This window comes from Helicobacter salomonis (assembly GCF_900197775.1).
GTDB classification, from domain to species: Bacteria; Campylobacterota; Campylobacteria; order Campylobacterales; family Helicobacteraceae; genus Helicobacter; species Helicobacter salomonis.
Map to the genome: position 1 here is coordinate 80393 of NZ_FZMA01000002.1, position 14302 is coordinate 94694.

Consider the following 14302-nt stretch of genomic DNA (forward strand, 5'->3'; position numbering starts at 1 on the left):
AGCCCTAACAGCCTGCCTTGTTGATCAAAATAGGTGTGCGAAAGAAATGTAAATGTCAAAATTTCTAGGGGTTTCATCCACAATGAAGTGGGTATCGCCCGCTTGCATGTCAATGACATGGCTGTACAAGGGATCTTCAATGCCCACTTTAATAATATTGCGATCAAACTGAAATCTGATCCCCACATTTAAACGCGCATTGAAATCGCTAGCCCGAACCAGTGGGGAACTTTTGGTATCTAAGAAGTAGTGACTCCCCACCCCTAATATACCTGCAAATAAGCCAACAAACAGCCCACTTTGACTACTAGGAGCTATAAAGTCAAAGATCACATTGCCCCCTATCGCCCAGTTAAAGCCCTGCATGGATTTAAATATGGGAGACTTCCTAAAGAGAGGGCTGTTGAGATAATTGTAACCCACACTGACCTGCACATCAAATCCAAAATGACGGCTGAAGAAATATTGGTATCCCACGCCTACATTGGCATTCCAATTGACATTTTGAAATGCTCTAGCAAAGTGGTTGATGACATTACTAAAGGGTGATAGGTCAGGCACGACGATTTGCCCGGGCGCATGGATGGTCCCCACGGTGTTGATCGTATTAGCAGCTGTGGTGATTTGAGGGGAAAGATTGTTGTATTTGAAACCCAGCGTGGGGGGAGAAGGCATAGGCTTGAGGACGGGTACCGCGGGGGGGTGGAAATACTGATCGGGCGTGGGGATAATACGACTATAATTACCCAGGGTCGCCTGCATGATATTTGATAGCGTGTTATAAACAGCCACAAGTCCGTTAGCTGCTACATCAACTTGAGGGGCACCTAAGCTGAGTGATGCGCCAATCTCTTTAGCCTCCTGAAAAAACCATGCATAATCTGTGATCAGCTTCTCAATCGAGAAATTATTCATGACGGGGCTTATTTTCTGGAAACAAGCATCCATGCCAATATTAGTGGAGGTAGGAGCACAGACACCTGAAACTCCCGCCCTATAAGAGTTGTAATACTGATTGATGGAGATAATGCTATCTGTATCGGGATTTTGAGCAATCCCCAAAATGCCCTGCAAGATACTATTGGAGAATTGCTCCACCTGTGCTGCCCCCTCTGCGGGGCTAACGCTTGATGGACCGCATGATCCCCCCACACACTGACCCATGAAGCGCGTTATTTGATCCCTAGCGGCTGAGAAAGCTTGTTTCTTCTGCTCATAAGCACTGTAAGCGGCATCATAGGCTTTTTGACTCGCGCTGTTTCTGGATGCGATGGCATTTTTTAAGTCCTTAAACGCAATCTGAGCCTGAGCGAGTGTGTTATCATAGTTATTAACTTCACCAATGATAGAAACACCATAACCCTGCAAGGACTGCAAGACTTTCTCGTAATCCTGTATGATCGCTTGATCGTTTGCCACATTGGGGGCATTGGGATTGGTGCCCACAAGTGTTTTGAGTTGTCCGATTTCCATTTGGATCTGCGCTTCCAAACCCTTGATCTGAGCGCGCATGGTCCCTGAAATATCAAGAGGGGAAAGTTGCAAAATATCCTTGGTAGATCCCACCTGCGCCGCAGTAGCATTGAGATTTTGCAATGCAGTAGCGAGCTCTTTTAGGTGACTGTTGAGGCTTGCTTGCAACGAAGCGGCGTTGAGGGTTTTAGAGGGGGTTGAGGCCGTAGCATTCGGACCATAAGAAGATACACCACTACTCTGTGCCCCTATGCTCCCCTCTATAAAAAACCCGTCTCTCACATCTCCCCCATAGCCTAGTAACGAACTCAAAGACACACAGACGGAGACCAACCCCCTTCGCAAAAATCTGAAAGTGTTCATGGGACACCTCCCTGTACTTAAACCACCCCTGCTTACCATAGTTTAACTATATTGTACAACATGCCGATCTACTTTACCTCTAAAAATTAAACTCTCGTCAAACACACCATGTGGATGAATTTAGGTTCTGTTTAATAAGGCATTTTCTCTTAAGGCAACCTTATTTGTAGCATAATCAACTCAATAATAGACCTTTTTGGTATTTGAGTATATTATTTTAGTCTCAGCCTTTGAGAATAGTGTAGTGCAAATGCATAGCAATCACTTGGCACATTCCGCTGGTTAGATGTGCATGTATATGAGGCAAATTTAGGGGTATTTATTTTTATTAGTAAAGAGTAAACGGATCGCATTTTGCTGGAATTTCCGCCAAAATATGCTAAATTAGCCAAGAATCTCCTCTTTTGAGGGAGATTGACCGATATAGAAAAAATCTCTAAGAAAGGATGTAGTAATGCGTGTTAAGTCTCTTGTAGCTTTATCTTTAGTTTCTCTTTTAAGTGCGAATGATGGAAGTGGTATTTTTGTTGGAGGTGGGTATCAGCAAGGTAAGGCCCAGATTCGCATGCAGGATAAAGGGGTGTCCACTGAGCTCACAACTCCTCTAAAGGGGTTTGGTATACAGATAGGCTATCAGATGTTTCCTAGCAAGTTTTTTGGTCTCAAACTCTATGGTTTCTTTGACTACGCCCATGCACAAGGCATAGAGTTCGCCGCCAAGAAAAATGCATCTGGTGGTCCGCTTGTGTGTCAAGCTCCCGCTATAAAACCTCCTGTTGTGTCACCGGGTGCGCCAGGAGTCCCACCCACAATTCCACCACTGCCCAATGTGGGCTTGCCCAACTGCCAGCTCAATGTCATGGGTATCTTGCAAGAGCTGGTCGGAAATAATAAGCCCATTGCGCCCAACATGCTCACTTATGGCGCGGGAGCAGATATTGTGCTCAATGTGATCAATAATAAGGCGATGGCTTTGGGTGCAGTGGGGGGGATTCAATTTGCGGGTAACTCGTGGATTTTGGCCACGCCCGACTTTGCGCATGTGGCCTTAGCATTTGCGGGGCTAGATAAGAAGGCAACGGCTTTTCAATTCCTCTTTAATGTAGGGGGTAGGGTGCGCCTGCTAAAGCATAGCAGTATAGAAGCAGGGATCAAATTCCCCATGATCAAGGGTAACCCTTTTTTGCAGACCAAAAATGATGGGAATCTCTACATTAGGCGTTTGTATTCTTGGTATGTCAACTACACTTTCACTTTTTAGCACGCACATAGGCGGGCTGGATGAGGGGGATGTAATCCCCCCTAAATTTGACACGGACGAGGATTTTGCAATGTCCTTCTGAGGGGAGGTTAAAGGGGTGCAGTTGGCATGTGATCTGCTTTTGGTTTTCTAAGCATTCGGGTTTACTGAAGGGCTGGAGATCATCTCTGTCTCTAATGAGTAAAACGGACAAATCCAAAGGGGTTGCTTCGGGTTGAAGTTTCTCGATAACAATGCGCACGCGGTTATCTTGCAATTTGAGCCATAGTATGGGCGTGTTTTGATTCAAATAATAGGGAAAAAGGGGGGTGAGACTCTGATCTTGGGTGAGCAAAATGAGATGGTAGCTCTGTAAAAATGTGCGGTAATTTGCAATCATTGTGTTGATGTGTGCGTCCGTAAATGTATGCTTCTCCAAATAGGAGTTGTCGTCCTTGGGAGAGTTCTTAATGGCGACCACTACTAGTGCACTGACTAAAAACACTCCCAGTAAAAGCACAGCCAAAATACCTAATGGCCAATAATTCTTCTCTTTAGGATTCATGTTTTCTTGTTCCAAAAAAGTAGCCGTAAAAAAAGAGTGCCAAGAGAGAACAGAGCAAAATATAGAGAATAGTTTTGACGAGGTTATTATGATTTTCCTCTTGGATATTGTTTTCTAAATGCACTTGGTGTTTTTGAGCGATGGCATCGGCCATGTAAGTGTACCCATTGAGCAAGGCAAACGAGAAGCGGGCATTATTGTCATTCATATTTTCTCCCCATTTCTTGGGCAAAAAGGGCGCAATGCGTTCAAAAAAAATTTGATCCGTGTCGAGCAAACTGGTAGGCTCTACCACAATGGCAATTTTTTGTGCTTGAAAGTAAGCAAATAAGGCTACAAATGGGGCACTTAATTCTTTTAAATGCGCCTGCTGGTAATCCAAACGCGCTTGTCTATCTTCTAAATCAGTATCCACCACAAATAGCACGAAAGAAACCCCAGTTTTTTGCTTTAACTCAGTAGAAACGCGCTCAACCAGCGCTACACTCTTGGGTACAAAATGCTGCGCGACATTACCCTGTACAAAATTTTGCCCAGCCCCCAACAACGCTAAAGAACACAAGAGCGCAAGACCAAGAATGCGCTCTACCATACCCATCAAACTGCAAACAAGAAACTGGGTTTAATGAAATAAAGCACCACCGAGATGACAAACAAGAGAATCAAAAACAAGCCTAGCAATTTTTCCATGCCTGTAAACATCATTATTCCTTAACCTGATAAAATTGTCTATTTTTCTCGAACATTTGGATTTTACCCACATCTAATTTGTAGTAATGCGTAGCCTCTTCTTGTTGGATTTTGACCGCTTTAAACCCTAAAAAAGCCACGATGCATAAAACCACCACTACCACGAGCCAATAGCCAAATAGGCCATTTAACAATTTAATTAAAGCTCCCATCATTCCTCTCCTCGCAAAGATTGGATATAGTGAGCGAGTGCGCGCACTTGCGTATCGTTAAAATGTCTGTAAGCAAAGCTAGGCATCTCTCCAATATGCCCCTTTTTACCTTTATCCAAAATTTCTTTGAGAAACACATGCGTGCCATAATGCGCCAAATTCACCGCCATGCCTTCCTGACCTTTGCCATCTACACCATGGCAGCCAGCGCACATATTAGCAAAAATTGTTTCCCCCTTTTGCACCAATTGCGGGTAACTGGTGTGCTTGACCTCTGAAATTTTAGCCATTACAAAGCTTGCCACCGCCTTGGCGTCCTCATCGCTCATTTCAAGAGGAGGCATTTCTCCAGCTTGGTAATTCAAACCCATCGAACCTTGCTTAATTATCTCGATAATCCCCGCCTCTTTACCCCAATGTACCAAATTGCGTGCCGTATTGTCCAAACCTGTCGCCTCCAAACCATGGCATTGAGAACATTGGACCAAGAAGATACCCTGCCCCATTTGCTCTAAATCTTTGCCATGTAGGTTTTTCCAGCGTGTCTCAAAACTACGATTGTACTGGGCGACTTCTTTATTATATTCTCCAATCTGGGAGTAATTGAAGAGTGGGTAGCCAAAGAAGATATACCATATTCCCCAAGTGATGGCAATTAAAAAGCAGATAATCCACCCTGATGGGATGTTATTCACAGATTCAGCGATACCATCAAACTGATGTCCATTATCATAGAGAACATCCTTACTATTGGTTCTCTCACGCATGGCTTTAAATAAGGATGAGCTCATACTTACAGTGAGTACTACAATCACAAGAGCCGCCCCTAGCGCAAATAAATTGATATGGTCTTTAAAAATATCCATTCAAAGCCTCTTTCGTGTTGAGATAGGGGTGCGTGGTTCAATGGGTGTATCGTGAAGTTCGTCCTGAAGGGCTAATTGACTATAGCGCTCATAATTCGTAACCCCTTTTTTGTCTTTCACATACATGCTGATGATATAGGCATAAAGAAAGAGTGTAAAGAGAATAGTGAAAAAGACATAAGCCAGCCCTCTGATTGTATCTAAATCCATTACTTCTGCTCCTGAGAATTAGGTGCTACCAAACCCGTATGATTAATTCTGGCTTGTCCTAAACTATTGAGATAGGCAATGAGAGCCACAATCTCTCTTACATGCCCCGCTTTGAGAGCTTCAGCAATTTGAGGGTCTTGCATGTTATCCACGATCGCTTTGGCTTCCTCTAAGAAAAGCTGTTTAGCCTTTTTGACATCTCCAAGTTCCACCCCAATGGGCGAATCGTAGGGCACCTTAAAGATTTTTTTCTCCGTATAAGCTTCTGCATAGGCTGTATCAAAATCGCTATCTTTGGTAAACAAATGCTTATAGGCAGGCATGATACTTCCGGGCACAACACTGGTAGGGTCTAGCATGTGCTTCTCATGCCAAGCGGTGGTGCGCACATCGCCTACGCGGTGCAAATCAGGCCCAATGCGTCGAGAACCCCATAAGAAAGGGCGATCGTAAGCGTATTCGCCACTTAAGCTATAGGCCCCATAACGTTGCACCTCCGCTTGAAAAGGACGGATAAGCTGAGAGTGACAATTGTAACACCCCTCTTTGATATACACCTGTCGCCCGGCTGTCTCCAAAATACTATAAGGTTTAAGCCCCTCAATGGGCCTTGCTGATTTGAAGAAATTGGGCAAAATCTCTACGATTCCCGCAATCGCAAAGGCGACCACAAAAGCCAAAGTAAAGAAAAAGGGGTTTTTCTCCAGAAAACTAAACATGCACGCTCCTTATCGGGTAGCCATAGGCGTAGCGTAAGCGGGTTCTTTCTCGAGGACACGCCCTTTTTGGATGGTCATGAGCACATTGTAGAGGAAAATCAAGAATCCTGTAAGGTATAGAGTGCCTCCTATCCCTCTAATGATATAGTAGGGGATTAACACCCGTACCGTGTCGATGAATTGATAAACCAAGTTTCCATATTGGTCTACATCACGCCACATCATGCCCTGCGTGATACCTGCCACCCACATCGAGGAGAAGTAAAACACGATTCCCAAAGTCATGAGCCAAAACTGCACATCCATGAGTTTGGCAGAGTAAATCTCACGCTTAAAAACACGGGGCACCATGTGGTAGACCGCACCGATGAGCGAAAAGCCCACCCAGCCTAAGACACCATCATGCACATGCCCGATGATCCAATCGGTGAAATGCGCGAGGGCATTGACCGAGCGGATCGCTTGAATTGAACCCTCTAGGGTAGAGAGCATGTAGAAAGTGCTGGCCAAGACCAAAAATTTAATGAGGGGCGATTCTTTGAGCTGATGCCATTGACCACGCAGGGTCAAGAGCATATTGATCGCCGTGCCCCAAGAGGGCAAGATCAAAATCACAGAGAACACAGAGGAGAGAGTTTGCACCCAATCGGGCACGGTGGAGTAGATCAAATGGTGACCACCCGCCCAAATATAGACGAACATCAAACTCCAGAAAGAGAAGAGGGTGAGTTTGTAAGAAAAAATAGGCTGACCACTCTCTTTGGGCAAGAAGTAATAAATAGTACCAATCACCCCGCTGGTGAAGACAAAGGCCACCGCATTATGCCCCCACCACCACTGCACCAATGCATCATTGCTACCTGCATACAGCGAAATGGAATGCCATAGGCTACCCATGTTTGCCACGAAGTAGGTGGGGATGGAGAGATTGTTGAAGATGTAGAGCACAGCGATGCCTACATAAGTAGCAATGTAGTACCACAAGGATACATAAATTGTATTCTCGCGTCTAACACTCATGCTACCAAACATGCTAACTCCCCAAAGCACCCATACAATCACAACCAAAATGTCAATAGGCCACGCAAGTTCGGCATATTCCTTGCTCTGGGTTACCCCTGCAAACAAGCTCACCACACCCGCCACCAAAGCTGCGATCCACAACCAAAAATGCAAGTAACCCACTACTCTTAAGAAAGGATGATCGTAGTAGGTAATTTTTAAAACCCTTTGTCCAATATAATACCAGCTTGCCCAAATGCCCCCTAAGGTAAAGCCGTAAATCACCCCATTGGTGTGCAAAGGACGCAGTCGCCCAAAGATACTATACTCCCCCGCGATGTAGTTAAGCTGGGGGAAAGCTAATTGAAAAGCCAATAAAACGCCAATCACCATCCCGATCACTCCAAAAGTAATCATCGCAATGATGAATAGACGCGCAATTGAGTAATCGTATTCTGCTACCTCCCCTCTTGCAACCCCAATAGACTTGGCGTAGCTCTGTTGCATGCCCACATCCATGCACACTCCTCAATCTGATTTAAAGATTTTGAAGTATAGCATGGTTCCAGGCACAAGGCAATATCGAGGCCATGCGCACTTTAGAATAGAGTGCTGACCTGTGCGATGAGATCGTGATCACCAGCTAAGTCTAAAAAATTAAAATGGGAGCCACTCTGCTGTGTCCCCTGCAGTAAGTCTCCAGAATTACGATATTTGAGATCGATATTGGCGATTTCAAAGCCATCTAAAGTTTGGCTAAACTCCTGGAGTCGGGGGTTATCTATGTGGTGTGTGAATAAAAAACAATACCCCTTGCCTCCTAAGCGCGCGACCCGACCTCTTAATTGGTGTAAAGTAGCTAGACCTAGCCGTTCTGCTCCGACAATCACGATGCTAGAGAGTCTAGGAAGACTGATTCCTACTTCAATGAGAGTGGTAGCGAGCAAAATATTTCCTTGTTTGGCAAACTCTTCTAAAACCTCTTCTTTGTTGGCATCTTTACCGCTTGTCACATAAACTTTTTCAAAGTGTTTCTGCCAATATAACGCGCCCTGTTTGAGAGGCATGTAGTTGGCACGCACTCCCTCTGTGCGCAAATTCTCTTCAACGAGAGGATAAATAACAGCGACCTGTTTATGCTGGGTAATTTGTGCGTGAATATGCTTCAAAAGCGCATCAAAGTGGGTTTTATCAATGAGCTGCGTGGTGATGTCCTTGTGGTAGGGCTTGTCTTTGATCAAAGTGGTTTTGACAAACTTAGCTCCCATCATGGCTAAGGTTCTGGGAATGGGTGTAGCAGAAAATTGCAGATAATGGGGTCTGCGCGCAGAATTATCTCTCAAAAATCCCCCACTGGCACGCTGTTCCAAATAGTGCCGTTGCTTGGTACCAAAGCGGTGTTGTTCATCGCTGATCACCAAGGCAACTTGTGACATCTCTAGGGGCACATGGAGCAAAGTTGTTGTGCCGATGATGAAAGTCGCTTCTTCAAGGGATTGGAGATTTTTTTTGGAAATGTGGCCTCCCAAGAGTAACTCTACTTTAATGGAGGGAGGAAGAAATTGGCATGCTTGCTCGTAAAGCTGTTTGGCTAAAACGCTGGTGGGGGCCATTAAAAGACTTTTATAGGGCGCAGCTAAAACAACACTGGCTAAGATAATCATGGTTTTGCCACAGCCCACATCACCCATCACTAATCTTTTACTTGCCATCTCTCCTTGCATGTCTTTTTGAATACTGGAAATGGCGCGTTGCTGGTCATTTGTGAGAACAAAGGGTAGGGCCTGTAGAAATTCTCTAAGGAGCTGGGCATTAGCATGCCCACCAAACTTGCTTTGAAAATTCCACTTTTTGGCATTCAAGGAGAGCATATATGCCAACGCCTCCACAAATTTGAGGGCTTCCAAGTATTTGCCAAAGAACCCTTTGTGGGCATCAAAAGCGCGCACAAACTCCAGAGTTGGATGAAAAATTCTCTCCAAGTGTGCGATCATCACTGGAGGCATGTTGACTAGGGCAAGTTTGGCGAGATTTTCTGCATTCAAGAGCGCTTGCACATACTCCATATAGTCCTTGTGTGTTTTCTGTGCTTTGAATGCCCGTGTCAACTTAGCCTCTTTTTTAAAATGCAACTCAATGCTCTGAGGAGTTTGGATGATCTGGGGCTGAGTCATTTGGAGCGCAAAGGAATAGGTGTTGACACTGAGCTTTCCATACACAAAGTAGCGTTTTTGAGAAAAAAGTCGCGTGTGATAGGCGGAATAATTAAAGCAGACAAGCTCGATCTCCCTTTTGAAGGCTAAAGCCAACACTCTGACTCTGAGCACCCTACCTGTATTCATGCTCTGATACGCCACTTCCAAACAACCCTGTTGATTGGGTTCTAGGTTTTTTAACAAGGGGTAGGCACTGTAGCTCTTGGGAGGGTGGGATAAGAGTTCCAGAAAATCTATGAGCGAGATTCCAATCCCTAAATCCATCCCTGCATCCAGTCCCGCCACTATGCACCTAAACCTAATATTTTTACTAAATATGTTATTATAGCCCAAAAAGGATGTGTGCATGCCAAGTTCGTCTAAGTTTTACGCTCTTGTTTTAGGGTGTTTGGGCTTATTTGCCGGGTGTAAGGATGCTACAAGGTCTAGCAAAGCACACCCGCAAAGCGCCCCAGCACAAACAAGTGCTAAACAGAAAGCAGGTTCTGCCAAAGAGGTCAAGCAGGATGCTGCACTAGAAAACTTAGAGCACCGCATGGATGACACCAAAACTACCCAAAAGGTGGACCGTATTATCGATGTTGAAGATGCTATTCAAGATGCCATGCAACCTACCGGGCCTATGTACACCCCACCCAATAACAATATTTTGAAAAACTGGAATAACCACCAAGACAATCTAAGCTCTCCTCTCAACCACAACTACTAGGATCGGGTATTTTTGCGCGTCTGATGTGTCTTGTGGGGGCTTGCGTTCTGTGTAGTCCCCACTTGTACGCTGCTAAAAGCCGTACTTTTCTCTTAAGCCAATATCAAGTAGGGCAGATGCATTTTTATACCAAAGATTCCAATGGGGCTGCTATCAAGCACTACCGCACTATTGAGGGTGCGAGCATTATCTTTGGCTATGAGTATAATCCCTTGAATCGTTGGTTTTACACGCGTTATTATGGATTTTTGGATTACGGCTTTGTTATCTTGGATAAAAGCGATAATGTCGCTACGAACATGTTCACCTATGGCACGGGAGGAGACCTAGTCATCGAATATAACAAAAATCCTTTGGCTGTTTGCGGTTTATTCTATGGCATGATGATAGCGGGCAATACATGGACAACCTCGCGTTATTCGCGCAATTTTCTCATTCAGAATTACCGCTTTTTCACGAGTTTGCGTTTTAAAAACACCTTTTTTAGAGTGTTTTCGCAGGTGGGTGTGCGTTTCCAGACTGTCATTCTCTACCACGATGTCTCCGTAGAGGTAGGGTTTAAATTTCCCCTCAATGGGGAATTAGGTTCTAAATTTGTGCGTGACTACAGCATATTCGTTTCTCATACTTGGTATTTTTAGATGACTATTTTACGAAAGGATAAATATGACAGTGGCATTATTTGGAGGACAAGGTTCTCAGCATGTAGGTATGGGCAAGGATTTTTGCACACATTTCAGTGTGGCGCGCGAGATGTTTGAAGAAGCCAGCGAGGTTTTAAAAACTGATATGCAGGCTTTGCTTTGGGAGGAAAACGACTTGCTCAATCAAAGTCCCTATACCCAGAGTGCTCTCTTTTTAGTATCTATGGTGGCTTTCAAGGTTTTCATGCAAGAGGGGGGTGGCTTGCCTATGAGTGCAGCTTTAGGGCACTCCTTAGGCGAGATTACTGCTAATGGGGCAAGTGGGGCACTCAGTTTATCCAAGGGATTAAGACTCGTATTTGAGCGCGGGCGTTTGATGGAGCGTGTGTGTGCCCAAAGCCCCCAAGAGCTAGGAATGTTGGCCGTTTTGGGCGCGTCTAAAGAAACAATCCTAGATTTTTGTGCCCATGCCAGATCGCAGGGGCGTACACTCTATGCTGCCAATTTTAACGGTTCTCAAATTGTGTTAGCAGGGGCTAAAGAGACGCTGAATGCCTTGCAAGCAAAGGACTTAGGGGCTAAAAAATTAGTCTTGTTGCCCATGAATGTAGTCAGTCATTGCGAGATTTTAACCCCCATACTGGAGGATTTTAGCGCACTTTTAGCAGAGAGCTTGGAAGATAATTACCATTTTGGCGTGGTTTCTAATACCAACGCTTTGCTATACCACTCCAAAGAGGAAGCCCTCAAATGCCTGAGTGTGCAACTCATCCAGCCCGTGCTCTACGATGCGTGCATGCAACTTTGCGAGGCTAGCGCGTCCTACTACGTAGAGTTTGGCACCAATGTGTTAAAAAATCTCAATAAACGCCTGAGCTCAAAACCAACATTGAGTATCACAGATTGCGCGAGTTTGCAAGAAACTTTAGAAGTGAGCGCACGCACAAAAACGCTAACATAACACCCTTTAGTTACTTCATGTAGCATGTAGTCTATTTTTATTTAAAAATAGAAATTATATGCACTTCTTAATAATATCATTGCCATATTTTTGTTATCATCTGGTCTGGTTGTCTCTGAGGGGGTGTTTCTGGGATTTTTATTTTTTAACTCTAGGAGGCTTTATGCAACGAAGGTCTTGTGTTTCTAAACAAGGTGCCTCAAAAACTTCTCTGCTGGCTACCCTTGGCTCTTTAGCCCTAGCAACCGGTGTTCTCAACGCCTATGAATTCAATGCCGGGGGTCGTAAGTTCAATCTCGAAGCCTTTGCCAACCAATCCGCTTCCATCGGCTTTAACAATAGCAAGATTGACGAAAAGACGGGCACTTTCCCCACAGAGCGTTACGCTACCATCACCGGGTATTTGGGCTTGAATGTGAACTTATTGCCCGAAAAAATCACTGGTCATAGCCTCTCAGCCAAGATTGGGGGCATGGTAGGAGGTGTGCTCTATGATGGCACGAAAGCCAAACAGGGTGGCTCCATCATCACCGACATCTTTGGGGGTCACAGTGGTTTCATGAGCGGGTATCAGTTTCTCTCCGATGATGAGAACTTCATCATGAAGAATGGTGACAAGAAGATCGCGCACAACTATGTCTGGAGCGATATCTACATCGACTACAAATACAAGGATTACTTCGGGTTCAAAGGAGGACGTTACCAGTCTAGCATGGGTTATAGAAGTGGACGCACACAGGGCTTTGAGGTCTTTGGAGGCACTAAAGATCTGCGCGTGCTATGGTTTAGCTCCTTTGGACGGGCGTTTGCAACGGGCTCTTATATCAAAGACTGGTATGCAGCGCGCACCACTTACAGTGGTGAATATACTAAGAACTCCAAGGGAGGTTGGGATAGACACGGAGTCCCTGTCTACTTAGGTACCCACGCTGTTCAGGTCAACTACCAGTGGCAGAAACTCTCCCTGGAGGGCTTTTTCTACTTTTCACCCAAAATTTTCAATGCCCCCGGTTTTAGAGTTGCTTGGGATACCGATCCCAACTTTAGCAATCGGGGCTTTCGCTCCCAAACCGAGTTGCTCACCTTCTTCCCCGTCTACTACCCCTGGGTGGTCATCAACAGCGAGGGGGAGCGTAACTACAGGTATGGCACACCCATGACACAAACCGGGCAGAGCTTTGCCATTAAGCAGCGCTTCGACCTTAACGAATTCTATTTAGTGGGGACTTTTTACAAGAGTTTCCAAAACCCCAACACTTATATCGGAAACATGGGTAACCCGGTGGGGGTGGAATTTGGTGGCAACAGCGCATGGGCAGGGCTTGATGGCCCTGCGATTGAAGCAGATGCTGTGACGGGCAACCTTGGTTATGGGGGGTCACATTTCAAACAGACTTTCAACTGGCAAATGGTGTGGCAATGGACGAGTGCAAAGGTGGCTTATGCGGGGCGTGTGAGCTTGTTCTTGGAATACAACTTTAATAAATTCTTAAGTGCAAACGTGACCATTGCATATTTTGGGATCAATACCCATAAAGGGTACCAAGAAAATGTGAACGATTCAGCCTGTGTCCCCTCACAAGAACGCACTTGCCAAGGCGGATACCAAGATCGCAGTGCCTTGACAACAGCTTTAGTCGCTACGTTCTGATCTGTACTAACCACTGCGCGCCCTCTAGGGCGAGGGGTGGTCTTGTAAACATGCAACGCAGAGCCTCTCTCTTTAGTGCTTTTTAGGACACTTTAGCCAGCCATAAAGAGCAGGACAAGAGCAAGAAGCCTAAGGGTTCAGAGTGGCAGAAGTACCCTGTGCGCATCATTTGGAGCTTTAGGTCTTGAACACGTCGCTATGACTTCCTAGACGGGCTAATTCTAAAGTGTCGCCCACATAACAATACACTAATAACAAATCAGGTCTGACATGACATTCTCTGAATTATTGATACACACTCCACAGAGGGTGATTGCATGCGCGTTTTGGCAAGGGTCCGCGCTTGACCAATAAAGACAATCCCTGAATTAACTCCACACCTAAGCCCACGCGCTTTAGGTCTTTTTTAAAGACACGCATCTCCTCAATCTTGGTTGGCAACACGCGGTCTTTTCTCTAGGGCTTCTTCTAATACCTCGATTGTTTCCTCATTGAGATCTAGGATACTTTCCAAAGCCTGGATGATACTCATGCCTTCGGTCTGTACGAGTTTGACTAAATCATTGGGGATTTCAACTAACATGAAACTCATTTTGGTGAATTTTAGCATATCTCTTAACCCTTCATCATCAAAGGCAGAGGAGTGAAGTCGCTCAATCAGTGGTCTAACAAACTCAAAGCCTATTACACAGCTAAGGCTAAGACCTTTGATAACCGCTTTTGGACTAAGCGTTTAGATAAGTTAGCTCTATGGCGAGAGTTTAACAACTCCCCTAGCTTA

The 14302-nt window shown here is 45.1% G+C and carries 16 protein-coding genes and 1 pseudogene; 5 read left to right on the plus strand and 12 right to left on the minus strand.

Annotation, left to right across the window (positions count from 1 at the left end; genetic code table 11):
• Positions 1-24: 24 nt before the first annotated feature.
• Entirely contained in the window at positions 25-1836 is a 1812-nt protein-coding gene (locus C6H04_RS00760) for a porin family protein (RefSeq protein WP_158653796.1), read from the minus strand.
• Between the two features lie 454 nt (positions 1837-2290).
• Between C6H04_RS00760 and C6H04_RS00765 the strand changes: the two genes are divergently transcribed.
• Positions 2291-3097 (plus strand): outer membrane protein, encoded by an 807-nt coding sequence (locus tag C6H04_RS00765; protein ID WP_104732054.1) that lies wholly within the window; start codon positions 2291-2293, stop codon positions 3095-3097.
• On the opposite strand, the gene C6H04_RS00770 is transcribed toward C6H04_RS00765, so the two are convergent.
• The 8 genes from C6H04_RS00770 to recG form a co-directional block, all read right to left on the minus strand.
• The gene (locus C6H04_RS00770; protein ID WP_104732055.1) at positions 3087-3641 is read right to left on the minus strand and encodes a hypothetical protein; all 555 of its coding nucleotides are present in this window, start codon (positions 3639-3641) and stop codon (positions 3087-3089) included. The two genes, C6H04_RS00765 and C6H04_RS00770, sit on opposite strands and share 11 nt — an antisense overlap.
• Positions 3631-4233 (minus strand): hypothetical protein, encoded by a 603-nt coding sequence (locus C6H04_RS00775; RefSeq protein ID WP_199766218.1) that lies wholly within the window; start codon positions 4231-4233, stop codon positions 3631-3633. The genes C6H04_RS00770 and C6H04_RS00775 overlap by 11 nt, the downstream gene beginning before the upstream one ends.
• 112 nt (positions 4234-4345) lie before the next feature.
• Complete coding sequence (locus tag C6H04_RS00780; protein WP_233709829.1) at positions 4346-4543, minus strand: DUF4006 family protein; 198 nt, start codon at positions 4541-4543, stop codon at positions 4346-4348.
• Positions 4543-5409, minus strand: coding sequence for a cytochrome-c oxidase, cbb3-type subunit III (ccoP, locus tag C6H04_RS00785; protein ID WP_104732057.1), 867 nt, complete (start codon positions 5407-5409; stop codon positions 4543-4545). Before ccoP ends, C6H04_RS00780 begins: the two co-directional genes overlap by 1 nt.
• The gene (locus tag C6H04_RS00790) at positions 5410-5619 is read right to left on the minus strand and encodes a cytochrome c oxidase, cbb3-type, CcoQ subunit (RefSeq protein WP_104732058.1); all 210 of its coding nucleotides are present in this window, start codon (positions 5617-5619) and stop codon (positions 5410-5412) included.
• Positions 5619-6338: a cytochrome-c oxidase, cbb3-type subunit II gene (gene ccoO, locus C6H04_RS00795; protein WP_104696368.1), complete on the minus strand. Its 720-nt coding sequence runs from the start codon at positions 6336-6338 to the stop codon at positions 5619-5621. The genes C6H04_RS00790 and ccoO overlap by 1 nt, the downstream gene beginning before the upstream one ends.
• A 9-nt stretch (positions 6339-6347) precedes the next feature.
• The gene (gene ccoN / locus C6H04_RS00800; RefSeq protein WP_104696374.1) at positions 6348-7847 is read right to left on the minus strand and encodes a cytochrome-c oxidase, cbb3-type subunit I; all 1500 of its coding nucleotides are present in this window, start codon (positions 7845-7847) and stop codon (positions 6348-6350) included.
• A gap of 92 nt (positions 7848-7939) precedes the next feature.
• Complete coding sequence (recG, locus tag C6H04_RS00805; RefSeq protein WP_104732064.1) at positions 7940-9820, minus strand: ATP-dependent DNA helicase RecG; 1881 nt, start codon at positions 9818-9820, stop codon at positions 7940-7942.
• Between the two features lie 82 nt (positions 9821-9902).
• On the opposite strand from recG, the gene C6H04_RS00810 reads away from it, so the two are divergent.
• From C6H04_RS00810 to C6H04_RS00825, 4 genes are all read left to right on the plus strand, one after another.
• The gene (locus tag C6H04_RS00810) at positions 9903-10265 is read left to right on the plus strand and encodes a hypothetical protein (RefSeq protein WP_104696369.1); all 363 of its coding nucleotides are present in this window, start codon (positions 9903-9905) and stop codon (positions 10263-10265) included.
• Between the two features lie 23 nt (positions 10266-10288).
• Positions 10289-10906 (plus strand): outer membrane protein, encoded by a 618-nt coding sequence (locus tag C6H04_RS00815; RefSeq protein WP_104696370.1) that lies wholly within the window; start codon positions 10289-10291, stop codon positions 10904-10906.
• Between the two features lie 25 nt (positions 10907-10931).
• The gene (locus C6H04_RS00820; protein ID WP_104732059.1) at positions 10932-11870 is read left to right on the plus strand and encodes an ACP S-malonyltransferase; all 939 of its coding nucleotides are present in this window, start codon (positions 10932-10934) and stop codon (positions 11868-11870) included.
• Between the two features lie 163 nt (positions 11871-12033).
• On the plus strand, positions 12034-13521 hold the full coding sequence (locus C6H04_RS00825; RefSeq protein WP_104732060.1) for an outer membrane family protein: 1488 nt from the start codon (positions 12034-12036) through the stop codon (positions 13519-13521).
• A gap of 177 nt (positions 13522-13698) precedes the next feature.
• On the opposite strand, the pseudogene C6H04_RS08255 reads toward C6H04_RS00825, so the two are convergent.
• The 3 genes and pseudogenes from C6H04_RS08255 to C6H04_RS00835 all read right to left on the minus strand — a co-directional run.
• Positions 13699-13794 (minus strand): annotated as a pseudogene (locus C6H04_RS08255) (type II toxin-antitoxin system YafQ family toxin); the annotation flags it as partial.
• Positions 13795-13806: 12 nt separating this feature from the next.
• A complete protein-coding gene (locus C6H04_RS07870) occupies positions 13807-13962 on the minus strand; it encodes a type II toxin-antitoxin system RelE/ParE family toxin (RefSeq protein ID WP_158653797.1) in 156 nt (51 codons plus the stop codon).
• Positions 13946-14131: a hypothetical protein gene (locus tag C6H04_RS00835; protein WP_104732061.1), complete on the minus strand. Its 186-nt coding sequence runs from the start codon at positions 14129-14131 to the stop codon at positions 13946-13948. Before C6H04_RS00835 ends, C6H04_RS07870 begins: the two co-directional genes overlap by 17 nt.
• Positions 14132-14302: the final 171 nt, after the last annotated feature.

Excerpts from the sequence above, each read along its gene's own strand:
- C6H04_RS00760 (WP_158653796.1), bottom strand. The coding sequence starts at position 1,836 with ATGAACACTTTCAGATTTTTGCGAAGGGGGTTGGTCTCCGTCTGTGTG.
- C6H04_RS00765 (WP_104732054.1), top strand. The coding sequence starts at position 2,291 with ATGCGTGTTAAGTCTCTTGTAGCTTTATCTTTAGTTTCTCTTTTAAGT.
- C6H04_RS00770 (WP_104732055.1), bottom strand. The coding sequence starts at position 3,641 with ATGAATCCTAAAGAGAAGAATTATTGGCCATTAGGTATTTTGGCTGTG.
- C6H04_RS00775 (WP_199766218.1), bottom strand. The coding sequence starts at position 4,233 with ATGGTAGAGCGCATTCTTGGTCTTGCGCTCTTGTGTTCTTTAGCGTTG.
- C6H04_RS00780 (WP_233709829.1), bottom strand. The coding sequence starts at position 4,543 with ATGGGAGCTTTAATTAAATTGTTAAATGGCCTATTTGGCTATTGGCTC.
- ccoP (WP_104732057.1), bottom strand. The coding sequence starts at position 5,409 with ATGGATATTTTTAAAGACCATATCAATTTATTTGCGCTAGGGGCGGCT.
- C6H04_RS00790 (WP_104732058.1), bottom strand. The coding sequence starts at position 5,619 with ATGGATTTAGATACAATCAGAGGGCTGGCTTATGTCTTTTTCACTATT.
- ccoO (WP_104696368.1), bottom strand. The coding sequence starts at position 6,338 with ATGTTTAGTTTTCTGGAGAAAAACCCCTTTTTCTTTACTTTGGCTTTT.
- ccoN (WP_104696374.1), bottom strand. The coding sequence starts at position 7,847 with ATGCAACAGAGCTACGCCAAGTCTATTGGGGTTGCAAGAGGGGAGGTA.
- recG (WP_104732064.1), bottom strand. The coding sequence starts at position 9,820 with ATGGATTTAGGGATTGGAATCTCGCTCATAGATTTTCTGGAACTCTTA.
- C6H04_RS00810 (WP_104696369.1), top strand. The coding sequence starts at position 9,903 with ATGCCAAGTTCGTCTAAGTTTTACGCTCTTGTTTTAGGGTGTTTGGGC.
- C6H04_RS00815 (WP_104696370.1), top strand. The coding sequence starts at position 10,289 with ATGTGTCTTGTGGGGGCTTGCGTTCTGTGTAGTCCCCACTTGTACGCT.
- C6H04_RS00820 (WP_104732059.1), top strand. The coding sequence starts at position 10,932 with ATGACAGTGGCATTATTTGGAGGACAAGGTTCTCAGCATGTAGGTATG.
- C6H04_RS00825 (WP_104732060.1), top strand. The coding sequence starts at position 12,034 with ATGCAACGAAGGTCTTGTGTTTCTAAACAAGGTGCCTCAAAAACTTCT.
- C6H04_RS00835 (WP_104732061.1), bottom strand. The coding sequence starts at position 14,131 with ATGCTAAAATTCACCAAAATGAGTTTCATGTTAGTTGAAATCCCCAAT.